At 66.2% G+C, this 12,948-nt stretch carries 16 protein-coding genes and 1 tRNA gene; 3 read left to right on the top strand and 14 right to left on the bottom strand.

The genetic code is table 11. The annotated features are described in order from the left end of the window. Positions 1-42: 42 nt before the first annotated feature. Positions 43-723 (bottom strand): LmeA family phospholipid-binding protein, encoded by a 681-nt coding sequence (locus tag QSK36_RS35405; RefSeq protein WP_139580712.1) that lies wholly within the window; start codon positions 721-723, stop codon positions 43-45. 205 nt (positions 724-928) lie between these two features. After that, entirely contained in the window at positions 929-1,177 is a 249-nt protein-coding gene (locus tag QSK36_RS35400) for a MoaD/ThiS family protein (protein WP_139580713.1), read from the bottom strand. Between the two features lie 246 nt (positions 1,178-1,423). Between QSK36_RS35400 and QSK36_RS35395 the strand changes: the two genes are divergently transcribed. Beyond that, a complete protein-coding gene (locus QSK36_RS35395) occupies positions 1,424-2,131 on the top strand; it encodes a winged helix-turn-helix transcriptional regulator (protein WP_142564892.1) in 708 nt (235 codons plus the stop codon). Positions 2,132-2,170: 39 nt separating this feature from the next. Here QSK36_RS35395 and QSK36_RS35390 read toward each other — a convergent pair whose 3' ends face one another. Then, positions 2,171-3,958, bottom strand: a complete 1,788-nt coding sequence (locus QSK36_RS35390; protein WP_285785411.1) for a bifunctional metallophosphatase/5'-nucleotidase — start codon at positions 3,956-3,958, stop codon at positions 2,171-2,173. A gap of 130 nt (positions 3,959-4,088) precedes the next feature. On the opposite strand from QSK36_RS35390, the gene mshD reads away from it, so the two are divergent. After that, complete coding sequence (mshD, locus tag QSK36_RS35385; protein WP_285785410.1) at positions 4,089-4,979, top strand: mycothiol synthase; 891 nt, start codon at positions 4,089-4,091, stop codon at positions 4,977-4,979. Positions 4,980-5,034: 55 nt separating this feature from the next. Here the strand turns inward: mshD and QSK36_RS35380 are convergent, their stop codons facing one another. The 3 genes from QSK36_RS35380 to dcd form a co-directional block, all read right to left on the bottom strand. Next, on the bottom strand, positions 5,035-6,033 hold the full coding sequence (locus tag QSK36_RS35380; protein WP_183534047.1) for an inorganic phosphate transporter: 999 nt from the start codon (positions 6,031-6,033) through the stop codon (positions 5,035-5,037). After that, positions 6,034-6,651, bottom strand: a complete 618-nt coding sequence (locus QSK36_RS35375) for a DUF47 domain-containing protein (RefSeq protein WP_030510423.1) — start codon at positions 6,649-6,651, stop codon at positions 6,034-6,036. It lies immediately after the preceding gene. Between the two features lie 156 nt (positions 6,652-6,807). Beyond that, complete coding sequence (gene dcd, locus QSK36_RS35370; protein WP_139580718.1) at positions 6,808-7,383, bottom strand: dCTP deaminase; 576 nt, start codon at positions 7,381-7,383, stop codon at positions 6,808-6,810. Between the two features lie 119 nt (positions 7,384-7,502). Here dcd and QSK36_RS35365 point away from each other — a divergent pair. Then, positions 7,503-7,576 (top strand) — tRNA-Gly (locus QSK36_RS35365). Here the strand turns inward: QSK36_RS35365 and QSK36_RS35360 are convergent. The 8 genes from QSK36_RS35360 to QSK36_RS35330 form a co-directional block, all read right to left on the bottom strand. After that, positions 7,565-7,915, bottom strand: coding sequence for a hypothetical protein (locus QSK36_RS35360; protein WP_285785409.1), 351 nt, complete (start codon positions 7,913-7,915; stop codon positions 7,565-7,567). The genes QSK36_RS35365 and QSK36_RS35360 overlap by 12 nt on opposite strands. 47 nt (positions 7,916-7,962) lie before the next feature. Continuing rightward, positions 7,963-8,367, bottom strand: coding sequence for a hypothetical protein (locus tag QSK36_RS35355; protein WP_285785408.1), 405 nt, complete (start codon positions 8,365-8,367; stop codon positions 7,963-7,965). 444 nt (positions 8,368-8,811) lie between these two features. After that, a complete protein-coding gene (locus tag QSK36_RS43615; RefSeq protein WP_352241474.1) occupies positions 8,812-9,240 on the bottom strand; it encodes an HIT family protein in 429 nt (142 codons plus the stop codon). A gap of 425 nt (positions 9,241-9,665) precedes the next feature. Next, positions 9,666-10,346, bottom strand: a complete 681-nt coding sequence (locus tag QSK36_RS35350; RefSeq protein WP_285785407.1) for a hypothetical protein — start codon at positions 10,344-10,346, stop codon at positions 9,666-9,668. 570 nt (positions 10,347-10,916) lie between these two features. Beyond that, entirely contained in the window at positions 10,917-11,417 is a 501-nt protein-coding gene (locus QSK36_RS35345; protein WP_285785406.1) for a GNAT family N-acetyltransferase, read from the bottom strand. Positions 11,418-11,495: 78 nt separating this feature from the next. Beyond that, positions 11,496-11,762 (bottom strand): hypothetical protein, encoded by a 267-nt coding sequence (locus tag QSK36_RS35340; protein WP_285785405.1) that lies wholly within the window; start codon positions 11,760-11,762, stop codon positions 11,496-11,498. After that, positions 11,759-12,274, bottom strand: a complete 516-nt coding sequence (locus QSK36_RS35335) for a hypothetical protein (protein WP_285785404.1) — start codon at positions 12,272-12,274, stop codon at positions 11,759-11,761. Before QSK36_RS35335 ends, QSK36_RS35340 begins: the two co-directional genes overlap by 4 nt. A 213-nt stretch (positions 12,275-12,487) precedes the next feature. Continuing rightward, positions 12,488-12,664: a hypothetical protein gene (locus QSK36_RS35330; protein ID WP_285785403.1), complete on the bottom strand. Its 177-nt coding sequence runs from the start codon at positions 12,662-12,664 to the stop codon at positions 12,488-12,490. Positions 12,665-12,948 lie beyond the last annotated feature (284 nt).

The following is a 12,948-nucleotide window of genomic DNA, read 5'->3' as shown; positions in this document are numbered from 1 at the left end:
GGGCGCGGTGGTTCGGCGGTGTGACGATCGTCACGCGAGCCCTCATCGGAGGGGGACATCGGACGCGGTGCCCTGGACCGCGAGCCCTTCGCTCGTCGACTTCACACGGGTGATCCTGAGGTTGAGCGGCAGGTTCTTCACCGGCACGGTGAACGAGATGAGCCGCTCCGGGTTCGGCACGGGGATGGCGCCGGCGATCTTCACGTTCGCGGGCGTGAGCCGTATCCCGCCCTGGACCACCTGGATCTTCATGTCGGCGGTGACCGGCACCTGGTTCCCGAGCACGGGCACGTTGCCCGAAACGCGGAGCTTGTCGTCGCCGGCGCCCTCGACCTTGATGCCGCGCGGCGCGTGGGCCGACAGGGTCTGCCGGGAGATGACCACGGTCCCGGTCACGCGGTCGGCCCTGATCTCGGTGGCCGCGGCGTTCTGGATCAGGTCGGAGAGCGGGGCGGTGACGCCGTACAGCGTGGCGTCGATGCGTTCGAGCTGGACGCCCTCCCGCTCCACCTTCCCGATGCCGATGCTGATCTCCTCGTATCGGCCCGAGATGGCCTGGGTGAGGAACGGTATGCCCTTGACCTGCACCGAGGGGGCCTCCGCCAGGTCGTACTTGGCCTCGATCTGGCGGGCGATCTCACGCTGCACCCCGACCACGGCGACCCGGTCGAGCACGACGAGCACGATGGCCAGCAGGGCCACGGCCACGACCAACTTGCGCATCCGACGACCCCTCCGAAGGCGCCTTTGTGATCAGAGTAGTGCCTTGACCGGCAAGATTTGCCCGAAACGAGCGGTGTCCAGAGTGGTGCATCGCAAGGCGGAGGAGGAGCTCGTAGCCGGAGGCTACGGGCGACGACGACAACGCGGCGAGGTGCCGCTCTGGGCGACGCGAGGGGCAAAGATTGACGGGAGAGGCACTTGCGGCTCATCCCCCGGCGAAGGGGGGTAAAACCTCGACCACGGCACCTTCGGGTAGGTCGATCGTCGCCGGATCGCGCGTACCCGCGGGTGCGCCGTCCACGAGGAAGGAGCACCGGCGCAGCACGCGCTCGACGGCCGGATTCCGCGAGATCCCCGCGAGCAGGTCTCCCAGCGTCTCGGCGTCGAACGGCTCCTCCGGCACGCCGGCGGCCTCCTTGGCCGCCGCCCAGTAGCGGATCGTTCCCCTGGCCATGACGCGCCGCTCCCCTCATTCTCACGCACCTCGCGGAAGCTCTCCGTCACCGCCACGTTACGGCGCTAAACCACGTGACGTGTTGTTCACACGGGTGACGCACATTGGACGCAAACTTCGTGTGGGCTACCCTACGAATTAATGGACTCGGGCGATGTGGCCCCCGGGTCCTTACGTGTTTGTACGGCTGTCGCGGTTTCCAGTGCTGCAAACGGCGCCGAGCCGACATGGTGCGAGGAGGCTCATGTGAGCAATCTGCTCCTGCTGACCAACGCTCTGGAGCCGTCGGCGGAGACACTCCCGGCACTCGGACTGCTGCTGCACTCGGTGCGGGTCGCGCCCGCCGAGGCCTCCGCGCTGATCGACACGCCCCCGGCGGACGCCATCCTGGTGGACGCGCGCCGTGAGCTCGTGCAGGCCAAGAGCCTGTGCCGGCTGCTGCGCACGACCGGCGTCACCTGCCCGCTGATGGCGATCGTGACCGAGGGCGGCCTCGCGGCGATGACGGCGGAGTGGGGTGTGGACGACGTGATCCTCGACACCGCGGGGCCGGCGGAGGTCGAGGCCCGGCTGCGGATGGCGGTCGGGCGGCTGTCGCTGGCCGCCGCCGACGAGGTCCCCGACGAGATCCGCAGCGGCGACCTGTCGATCGACGAGGCGACCTACACGGCCCGGCTGCGCGGGCGCGCGCTGGACCTCACCTTCAAGGAGTTCGAGCTGCTGAAATACCTCGCCCAGCACCCGGGCCGGGTCTTCACCCGCGCCCAGCTGCTGCAGGAGGTCTGGGGCTACGACTACTTCGGCGGCACCCGCACCGTGGACGTGCACGTACGGCGCCTGCGGGCCAAGCTGGGCGCCGAGTACGAGGCGCTCATCGGAACGGTCCGCAACGTGGGCTACCGCTTCGTCCCCGACCGCGGCGAACAGAACGAGGCCGAACCCGCCAGACGCTGATGGCCCACCCCTTGGGGTGGGCCATCGTTTTTTAGTCGATCACCGGACGAGGTTGATCCGGCCGGTGGCCGGCGGGGCGATCGGCGAGTGCGCGCCCATGTAGGCGACGAACGCGTCGATGTCCAGCGGGCCGCTCCACAGGTCGGTGCCCTTGGTGAAGACGCTGAAGCCGTCGCCGCCGCCGACGAGGAAGTTGTTGGCGGCCACCCGGATCTGCTGGGTGTCGGTCACCGCGGTGCCATTGATCTTGATGTCGGAGACCCGCGAGCCCTCCGGCTTCGTCGTGTCGAAGGTGTAGGTCAGCGACGAGGACGGCTGGAGGATCCGCTGGGTGATCCCGCCCGTCGCCGGGTCGACCTTCCAGATCTGCTGCTCGAGCAGCGCCTTGAGCTGGGCCCCGGTGAGCGTGACGACCTGCATGAGGTTGTTGAACGGCTGCACCTGGAAGGCCTCGCCGTACGTCACGACGCCGTCGCCCTCGGAGCCGCTCTGCGCGTAGGTCAGGTCGGTGCGGACGCCGCCCGGGTTCATCAGCGCGATCTCCGCGTTGCCGCCGTCCTTGGTCGCCTCGAGCTGCGCGTCGGCGATCAGGTCGCCGAGCGCGGTCTCGCCGACGTTGCCGCCACGCCCGATGTTGGCCGTTATCTTGCCGATCGGCTTGTTGGCGACGGTCGAGACCCGCTCCTGCCAGGTCTTGATGTACGTCTCGGTGTCGGCGTCCGGGGTGACGGTGCGGGTCACCACGTTGTTCTTGGCGACGACGCTGGAGCGGATGACGTCCTTGGTCCTGCGGTCGACCCGGAAGTCGATCTGCGTGATGGCGCGGCCGAACGACGAGCCCTGCGTGTAGACGCGGTCCTGACCGGCCGGGTCCTTCACCTTGCAGACGTACGCCTGGTGGCTGTGGCCGCTGATGACCAGGTCGATCTGAGGGTCGAGACCCGTGGCGATCCGCGTGCCGTTGCCGGGGATGACGGGGCACGAGCTGGGGTCCTGGTTCGGGGTGATGTTGTCGCCCTCGTGGACCAGCACGACCTGCGCCTTGACCCCGTGCTTGGCGAGGTACTTCGACACCTTGTTGGCCGCCGCGACCTCCTCGGTGAACTGCAGGCCCTTGATGCCGGCGGCGGTGACGATGTTCGGAGTGGTCTGGGTCACCAGGCCGATGAAGCCGATGTTCACCCCGTTGATCTTCTTCACGTAGAAGGGCGGCAGGGCGTAGTCGCCGTTGCCCTCCTTGAGCACGTTCGCCCCGAGATAGTCGAACTTCGTGCCCTTCCACTCACCCGCCGGGGAGCAGCCGTCGACCGGGTGGCAGCCGCCGTTCATGATGCGGTTGAGCTCGTCGATGCCCTCGTCGAACTCGTGGTTGCCGGCCGAGGAGGCGACCAGGCCGAGCTGGTCGAGCAGGGCGGCGGTCGGCTCGTCGTGGTAGGCGGCGGACAGCAGCGGCGACGCGCCGATGAGGTCGCCCGCGGCCACCAGGAGGGTGTTGGCGTCGCGCAGCTGCTTGAGGTGGGCGGCCAGGTAGGACGCGCCGCCCGCGATCGAGTACTTCGCGCCGGCGATGCCGGTCAGCGAGCCGTCGGTGTCGGTGTTCGCGCCGTTCGGGTCGAGGATCCGGGAGCTGGACCCGGTCGGGGGCTCCAGGTTGCCGTGGAGGTCGTTGATGGTCAGCAACCGGACGGGAACGGAGGGACCGGGCTTCTTGTCGTGCTTGCCGGATTGGGGAGCGGGAGATGCGGCGGCCGTGCCCATCGTGAGGGCCGCGACGCCCACCACGGCGGCGCCGGCGACGGCCAGTCGCGTCAGGGATGCTCGGGTCATGACCCCCGACAGTAGAGCGGGGATCTAAGCAGGAAATGGCGCAAAGATAACGATTCAGGGAGGGAACCCATGGCGTCTATTGCCGAAGCCCGGTAGGGGAATCGCCAAGCCTTCACTTATCGTGCCAAGCATGGACGTACGCGTGGAGATCACGGAACGGCTCGATGACGAGCAGGTGGCGGCGGTGCTCGCCCTGGTGGAGGCGGCCGCCGAGGCCGACGGTGTCGCTCCGCTCAACGAGCATGTGATGCTCCAGGTGCGGCACGGCGGCGATCACGGCGCCAGGGCCGTACTGCTGTACGAGGACGGAAAGGTCGCGGGCTTCGCCCACCTGGATCCGGCGGACCCGGAAGAGGGGCCGAGCGGCGAACTCGTGGTGCATCCCGCCTTCCGCAGGCGCGGTCTGGGCCGGCGACTGCTGAGCGACGCGCTGGAGGCGAGCGGGGGCAGGCTGCGCCTGTGGGCGCACGGCGACCTGCCCGGCGCCGCCCGTCTCGCCGCGAGCGCGGGCCTGGCCCGGGTGCGCTCCCTGTGGCAGATGCGCCGACCGCTGTCCGAACCCCTGCCCGCCGCCGCCCTCCCCGAGGGCGTACGGCTGCGCACGTTCGAGCCGGGACGCGACGAGAAGGCGTGGCTGGCGCTCAATGCGCTGGCCTTCGCCACCCACCCCGAGCAGGGCTCCTGGACTCCGGCCGACCTCGAACTGCGGGAGCGGGAGTCGTGGTTCGACCCCGCCGGATTCTTCCTCGCCGTACGGGGAGACGCGCTGACCGGCTTCCACTGGACCAAGGTGCACGGCGGCGACGAGCCGATCGGGGAGGTCTACGTGGTGGGGGTCGCGCCGGGCGAGCGCGGCACGGGCCTCGGCCGGGCGCTGACGCTCGCCGGGCTCGCGCACCTGCGCGCGCTCGGCCTCGCCCAGGTCATGCTCTACGTGGACGAGGAGAACACCGCGGCGGTCCGGTTGTACGAGTCGCTCGGGTTCACGCGGTGGAGCACCGATGTGATGTACCGGCGCTGAACGCCTACGGGCCGGTCCCCTTCGGGGGCCGGCCCGCTTCGTGTAGAGGCGTCCTCTATCCGAGGACGAGGTTGAGGATGAAGTAGCCGATCGCGGCGACGATGGCCGCGGCGGGGATCGTCAGGACCCACGCGGTCACGATGTTGCCGGCGATGCCCCACCGCACGGCAGACAGCCGCCGTGTGGCGCCCACACCCATGATCGCGGAGGTCATGGTGTGCGTGGTCGAGATCGGGGCGCCGAACCCGATGGCGGCGGCGTAGAGGACCGAGGACGCCGCCGTCTCGGCCGCGAAACCGCGCGGCGGGTCCAGGTGGATGATCCGCCTGCCCATCGTCCGCATGATGCGCCAGCCGCCGGAGTACGTGCCGAGAGAGATCGCCGTGGCCGAGGCCGTGATGACCCACTCGGGAATGCTGCCGTTCGGGGAGGCGTACCCGCCGACGACGAGCGCCAGGAAGATCACGCCCATCGTCTTCTGCGCGTCCTGCAGCCCGTGGCCGAGCGCGATGGCGGCCGCCGACACGGGCTGCACGTACCGGAACCCCCGGCTGGTGCGGTGCGGGTTGGACTTGCGGAAGATCCAGAGAAGAATGGTCATGATGATGCCGCCCAGGATGAACCCGATGACAGGCGACAAAATCATGGGGATGACGACCTTCTCCACCACCCCCGACCAGTGCACGGTCGCGCTGGCGGCGATGGCGGAGCCGCACAGCCCGCCGATCAGGGCGTGACTGCTCGACGACGGCAGGCCGAAGTACCAGGTGATGAGGTTCCAGACGATCGCACCGATGAGGGCGCCGCCCACGATGAGCAGCCCGTGGGTGCCATCAGGAGCGTCGATGATCCCCTTGCCCACGGTGTGGGCCACCGCGGTGCCGAGATGGGCGCCGATGAAGTTCATCACCGCGGCGAGGAGGAGTGCGATCCGCGGCGTCAGCGCGCGGGTGGAGACGGAGGTGGCGATGGCGTTCGCCGCGTCGTGGAAACCGTTCGTGTAGTCGAACGCCAGCGCGATGACGATCACGCCGATTACAAGCGCGAGCTCCACTTAGCTTTCCTTGACCGCGATCGTCTCGATCGTGTTCGCGACGTGCTCGAAGGCATCGGCGGCGAGCTCGAGTTGCTCGATGACCTCTCGCATCTTCATGACGGTCAGGGCGTCGTACTCGCCGCTGAACAGCTTCGCCAGCAGCCTGCGGTAGACCTGGTCGGCCTGGTTCTCGAGCCGGTTGATCTCGATCCAGTACTCGTTGAGGTGCTGCATCGAACGCAGACGCGGCATCGCGTCCGCCGTCAGCTCGGCGGCCCGTTCGAGGACCTCTACCTGGCGTACGACCTCCTTGGGGAGGTGGTCGATCTGGTAGAGGACAATCAGGTCGGCCGCGGCCTCCATGTAGTCCATCACGTCGTCGAGATTCGACGCGAGGCGGTAGATGTCCTCGCGGTCGAAGGGCGTGATGAAGCTCTCATTGAGGCGGTTCATGATCGCGTGAGTGCGCTCGTCGCCCGCGTGTTCGCAGGCACGCATCTTCTCGGCCAGACCCTCCCGGTCCGAACCGTCGCTGATGATCTCGACCAGCAGACGCGATGCGGTGACGAGGTTGTTCGCCGAGTCGGCGAACAAGTCGTAGTAGCTGTCCTCACGGGGCGTGAGACGCAGGCGCACGTCGTTTCTCCAGATGTGCGGGGACGGTCCGCAGAGAAGAGTACGGGTTACCAGTGGAAATGCGAAGTTCAGGCCATGCAAGCCCGCTTGTAACCTACTCTTCCCCTTCCCGCTGCCCAGAACGTCTCCCGTAACACACTTGTTGCCTGAGCCGCTTCAGATCTTGGTGCGGTGGAAGTTCAGGAACGACCTGCTCGGGGTCGGGCCCCGCTGCCCCTGGTAGCGCGAGCCGTACCGGTCCGAGCCGTACGGGAACTCTGCGGGCGAGCTGAGCCGGAACATGCAGAGCTGACCGATCTTCATGCCCGGCCACAGCTTGATCGGCAGCGTGGCGACGTTGGACAGTTCGAGCGTGACATGCCCCTCGAAGCCGGGGTCGATGAAGCCCGCCGTCGAGTGTGTCAGCAGGCCCAGCCGGCCCAGGCTCGACTTGCCCTCCAGTCGCGAGGCGATGTCGTCGGGCAGACTGATCACCTCGTACGTGCTGGCCAGCACGAACTCCCCCGGGTGCAGGATGAACGGCTCGTCGCCGTCCGGCTCCACCTGCCGGGTGAGGTCCGGCTGCTCCGTCGCGGGGTCGATGTGCGGATAGCGGTGGTTCTCGAACACCCGGAAGTAGCGGTCCAGCCGCACATCGATACTGGACGGCTGGATCATCGCCGGGTCGTACGGGTCGAGCTTCACCCTGCCCGACTCGATCTCGGCACGGAGGTCACGATCGGAAAGCAGCACGGATGCAAGGCTAGTGGGCCCCCTGACCGGGGGGTATCGGGGATCTTCGCGTCGGGACTGCAGGAGCACGCCCCGAATCCGCTACAGTAGGGGCAGCGACGGGCTCCACAGCCGGTCACGCGGGTGTAGTTCAATGGCAGAACATCAGCTTCCCAAGCTGACAGCGCGGGTTCGATTCCCGTCACCCGCTCCACTCTCGCCCCGGGCTCTCCCGAGACGTTGATTTCTCTTCGTCATCACCAATCGGGTCGAGCAGGCCACATGCTCCTTCGATGCCTCCCGAGGAGACCAGGTCTCGGATCGCGGCCGCCATGCCTTCGAACCCGACGCCCCTGATGACGATCAAGTCTGAGCACCAGAAGTACCGGCCATCGAGGCACTCACCAGTACGCGCATCCTTGTCCATGATGTGCTGGATCGCGTCCAGGGTCATGAAGGTCGCATACCGGCGCGAGCCGTCGCGGAAGGTGATTGTCGCGTCTGCCTGGTCAGCAGCGTCCGGCTCGTACCCCTCCCAGGCTGGAATGACCATCTCGAACTCAGGATCCGTAACGCGGTAGAAGGTCCCGTCGAAAGTGATCAGCTTGTTGCTCCTCCCGTTGTCGGCCGCGCGGTCTCTGCGACGATGGCGGCCGTGACGTAGAAATCGTCCGGAGCGATCTGCGTCACCGCATCAAGGCGGACTGCCCGCTCGTCCGCAGTGATCATGTGAGCCTCGAAGTGCCGGTAGCTGAGATCCTGCAACCAGATCCGTTCGAGCTCTGCCGCAATCTCCACGGTCGAAGACCCCGGCACAGTCCAGCACGTAGCCGCGATCAGGTTGTTCGTATCGCCGGTACGGCGAACTGATACCTCCCTGATCAATGGCGAGTGCCAGAGGTAAGCATCGAAGTCCATTGCCATGCCGTCGAGGTCAGCCCCAGAGCTGGGGAACGACTCGTCCATCACCTGCTGCTTCACAGCGGCAAACTCCGAGGGATCCATCCAAGAAGCGTCCCACCTCCACATCCCGACGCGATCACCGTGCAATTAGCGTGCAATTAGACAGGGTGACGAAGGGTCAACCACGGTCACTCATGACCGGCCCTACGCCCAGGTCAGGCACCCTACAAGCCGTGATCCATGCAATTCCCAAGCTGACAGCGCGGGTTCGATTCCCGTCACCCGCTCCACGTACGAAGGCCCAGGTCAGGGAGAGAATCCCGACCCGGGCCTTGATTGTTTTCAGGGCCATCGCAACTGCTGGCCTCGCCGTATCGAGGGAACCCACCGCACGGGGGCTGCCGGCGGGATGCAGTCCTCACGATCGCCCCGTCATGGCCGGTCACCGCTCGTGGCTAGGGGCGATCACGGTCCGGGGCTTCGTTCCTCAACCCCGGCCCATCGAGCTCAACCCGGACGGAAACGTCAGCTCTTGAGGTTCCTCGACTATCGCTTGCTGAGCGCCTTGCGGAGCTGAGCCGCCTGCTGCGCTCGGACCTCGAAGGGAACCTCGATCTTGCCTGGGTCCGAGAGGATGAATCCGTCGTCGGGGGAGCGAGGGATCACGTGGACGTGGAGATGAGAAAGCGTCTGGCCTGGGATGTTGTCGTTCTGCAGAACCATGTTCCCGGGTGCTCCAAACGCTTCCCGGACGGCTGCGGTCACTTGGCCGACCACATCGAACAGCTCAGCCGAAAGATCGCGAGGGGCAGTATGAAGACTCGTCACGTGAGCAGTCGGAAGCACGAGACAGTGACCAAGGTTCTTTGCTCGCTGCCAAGGGACGGGCAGGACGAAGACGTTGGCAGTGCGATAGGCGACGAGCTCCCCGTCTACGTCACCGGCACCGATGAGACAAAAGGGGCATGGGCTCATCTGCCGAATTCTCGGCCACCTTGGGATAACGCGTCCACCCAAATATCTGGCGGTTCGGCTGTACGGTCCAGCCACGATTAGAAGGTCAGAGCGTGCCCGTTGCGTGCCCGTTCGGTCGGCGAGCGAGGGGTAACCGCAGGGACTCACGGTTACTCGACCGCCACAGGCCCAGGTCACTGTTTGCCCAGCTCAGGTGGCCTAGCTTGAACGACTTCCCAAGCTGACAGCGCGGGTTCGATCGCTCGTTGATCTTCGCGTGCCATCAGCCCTGGGCGGCTCAAACAGCCAGAATCCTCCGACATAACAAACCCGGAGGTTGAAGGCACGATCGGCGCTTCGCTGCTGGTCATCGACCTCGTCGGGGCAGCTCACGAACTACCGCTGACGTGGCACAGGCGCCGGTTCCGGTGAAGCAGTAGGCCGCGTCAGAAGGGGATCTCGATCGGAGAATCCTCCAGAGCTTTCTGAAGACGCGTCGCGGCCGTCTCGGCGGCGGACCTAGTGAGCGCGGAGTCGGGCTGGCCTACGTTGACGCTGTGGTCAAGCGCGATCATGGTGTGCCCCACCCTGATGATCACGATGTCGATCGCAATCATGGAGTCCTTGTCCAGGTTTCTGCCGGGGATCCCGCTGCGGATCTTGATTGCATAGACACTGTCGCCGAGCTTGCCGACTTGCAGCTTGCGGATGGTGTCCTTCGTGTAGCGCCTGGTGACCGCAAGGTGACCACAATTCCGGACCATAGCCTTGGCCGCCCGCTCCAAATCAGCGATCTCGCTACGAGTGCCGCTCACTATGTACTCGTCCACCCGCTCCCATTCATCTGCATTCTCCAGCGCGGTCGCCAACTTGGCCCGATAGAGCGGAACGATTCCCTTGACCGCCCTGGTGCACGCCTTCGAGAGACGGACCGTGGAGTACAAAGGATCCCTGTTCAGGTACGTGCTGCGTGTGAACCCAGGGCCGAGGTCCTCCGGCACAAGCAGGGCTGCTTTAAGTTGATCCGAAGACGGCGGCCCGGAAGGACCCTCAGCCATCACGGGAGCCGGCACGAGGAGAACCGCGCATAAGAGACCAGCGGCGAGTAGCGAACGACTGGTGATCATATTGGCACTTTAGGCGATGCCTCCTCCTATGGGGAGAGAGCGAAGGAAAGAGGATGGGGACCTGGCGCAGGAGCGTGCCCGTTCGGGTTGGCGATCAGCAGAAAGGCACGGGGAGTCACTGCGACTCGACCGCGGCCGCCGGTCGGGCCGTCCGCCGCACGGCGGTCGTCTGATCACTCAAGCAGGAAGCGGCCCGTATAGCAAAGACACAAGAACCTGAGCCGCGATGACAAAGACCGGCAGCGCAGGCATGACCCATGCCGCAAACTGTCGGATGCGAACGAGGCGCCTGGGCGCCAGCCACAGGAAGAGTCCCGCCAGCAGCCAGGCAAGTGACTCGCAACCCAGGCATAGGCTGTGACGCTTGCCCATTGGCTGACGGGAGCGCATTTCTCCGTCTCATCTTCCGTGAGTGGGTCAAGACCACACTCGTCAATCTCTAGCGAGAAGCCGACCAGGAACCATGCGAAGAACGCAGCAACCCACGACAGCACCGCGGCAATCAGAGCCCACCCTACGAATGTCAGTCGCAACGGGAACCTCGTAGGCGACGTTGCCGCTTTGATCAAATTATCTGGCTGGCTTGTCAACTGTGCTCTTATGAAAGCTCGTCAGATCCAGCACCCCGACCGTCTGGCCTCCGCTCTCCTCACCTGTGAGCTGAAACCCGAGCTTCCGATAGAAGCCCTCTGGACCGCTTTCTCCCGGCTCCCAGGTGACATACATCTGCGTGCCGCCACGGCGCCTCACTTCGGCGGCCACTGATTCGACGGCGAAGCGACCGACTCCGCGCCCCTGTGCGTCAGGCACCACATTGAGTCGCCACAAGCCAGACCGGAAGTCAACCCCCTTGCCGTCCCAGTCGATATTCAGGAAGGCCATGAGGAAGCCCACCGGACGGTCGCCGTCGAAGATGAGGCGTGGCCAAGCCACCTCCCGATGCACGTAAGCCTCGGCCAGCGACTTCACCACAGGCGAGACGAAGCGTTCTTGGTCGGGGCGTACCTTTACAGCAATAGCCGTCTCGACGTTGGCAGGGCTAATAGGCACAAGGCGAAATTTTTCAGTCACAAGAGAACCCTAAGGGGTATTCACGTATTGCCCCGCGGGCGCGATTCCGATCTTCGCGGCGTGCAGGGCCAACCTTCCCTACAGCGGCCTTGGACGGCGGACGCGGCGGAGAGGGCGTGCGACGAGGGCCAAGACGGCGCAGTAGATCGGGGGGAACACCTCCCACGTGTCGCCGGCCGCTTCGGGCAACGCAGGGCGCAGTAGCGCGTACGCGATGCCGAGGAGCAGTGCGGCGAGAGGATAGAGCAGGGACCGCCGCACAGCCGCCTCACCCGCGTTCCACCGGATGACCAGGGAGGCGAGCACGAGGGCGACCGCCGCCGGGACGGCGGCGAATGCGATCACTCCCGGCAGGTCTTGAAGGAGCGGCGGCAACAACGCCGGTTGTAGCCGGCGCCGCCGTCGCTACGCGGCCAGTTGTAGGTCGCGACGGTGACCGAGGTCGCCGCGATGGCGAGAGCCGAAACCTTCACGGCGATCGGCAGCGCCGAGCGCCCGTCAGGGAAGATCGCGGTCGCGAGCAACAGCGGCGCCATGACCTGCGGTACCCAGATCCAGTAGTGCAGCCACTCCTCCCAGCTCGCGGCCATCCCGTCGGACGCGATGACGAGGTCCGGAAGCTCGCACACCAGCCGGACCATGCCCAGCAACCCGCCGAACAGGAAAATTCGCCCAATATTCCGGCTTTGGGCCCGGCCGCCTGTCCACGCCCCCGCCAACAGCATCACGCCCGCGCGGAAGACCTCCCAGACGGGCGCGTCGCGGGCGATGGGACCATCGGCGATCAGCGTGACGACGACGGGAAGGGCGGCCAGGCTCAGCAGCGCCGTCCCCCAGAATCGGAGCGAAGCCCACACGGCAGACATGATCCGCTCGTGACGGTTCGGCCGCCACTCGGTCCACCTGTCGTCGAAGCCTCGCCTGGCGCCGGCTATCCAGTCGTGCAACCAGAACCCCGACGGCGTGGCTGCCCGTCACTCGCTCCACGTACGAGGGGCCCAGCTCAGGACATGAATTCAGACCCGGGGCTTGATCGTATATGCGGGCTTTCCTCACTCGAGTCTGCGCGATCAGGTAGCGGCCAGCGGTGCGCCGATCTGGATGTCGAGGTATGCCACCAGATCATCTCCGTCGACAGCACCCCGGCGCGCGTCGATGATCACGACCGTTCCGGCCACGATGCCGGCGAAGCTGGTGCCGGATCGCCGGGACTGTTCGATGCGCTCTGTGACCGGACCACGGACCACCTCGGTAAGAAAGGTGAGGCCCTGCGGGAACTCCTCGCTGAGCAGGTGTCGTTGCCGCCCCGACTCGATCAGGCTGCCGATGCCGAACTGGACAGAGACGATCTGATCACCACGGAGGGCGACATGGTCCGGGGGATATCGTCACTCCGCCGCGTCGTACGGGTCTGGAGATCACGATCAAAGTTGTTGATCTGCCGCTGCCCCATAAGCCGGCAACTTCGGCCATCAGGCGCGGATGCGCAGTGGTATCGGGGCCGGCATTGCGCCTCACGGGTCGAAGGTGA

It is taken from the genome of Microbispora sp. NBRC 16548 (assembly GCF_030268985.1).
GTDB classification, from domain to species: domain Bacteria; phylum Actinomycetota; class Actinomycetes; order Streptosporangiales; family Streptosporangiaceae; genus Microbispora; species Microbispora catharanthi.
This window is presented reverse-complemented; position numbering and strand designations above follow the sequence as displayed.

Excerpts from the sequence above, each read along its gene's own strand:
- QSK36_RS35405 (WP_139580712.1), bottom strand. The coding sequence starts at position 723 with ATGCGCAAGTTGGTCGTGGCCGTGGCCCTGCTGGCCATCGTGCTCGTC.
- QSK36_RS35400 (WP_139580713.1), bottom strand. The coding sequence starts at position 1,177 with ATGGCCAGGGGAACGATCCGCTACTGGGCGGCGGCCAAGGAGGCCGCC.
- QSK36_RS35390 (WP_285785411.1), bottom strand. The coding sequence starts at position 3,958 with ATGACCCGAGCATCCCTGACGCGACTGGCCGTCGCCGGCGCCGCCGTG.
- mshD (WP_285785410.1), top strand. The coding sequence starts at position 4,089 with ATGGACGTACGCGTGGAGATCACGGAACGGCTCGATGACGAGCAGGTG.
- QSK36_RS35360 (WP_285785409.1), bottom strand. The coding sequence starts at position 7,915 with ATGGTCATTCCAGCCTGGGAGGGGTACGAGCCGGACGCTGCTGACCAG.
- QSK36_RS35355 (WP_285785408.1), bottom strand. The coding sequence starts at position 8,367 with ATGGATCCCTCGGAGTTTGCCGCTGTGAAGCAGCAGGTGATGGACGAG.
- QSK36_RS43615 (WP_352241474.1), bottom strand. The coding sequence starts at position 9,240 with ATGAGCCCATGCCCCTTTTGTCTCATCGGTGCCGGTGACGTAGACGGG.
- QSK36_RS35350 (WP_285785407.1), bottom strand. The coding sequence starts at position 10,346 with ATGATCACCAGTCGTTCGCTACTCGCCGCTGGTCTCTTATGCGCGGTT.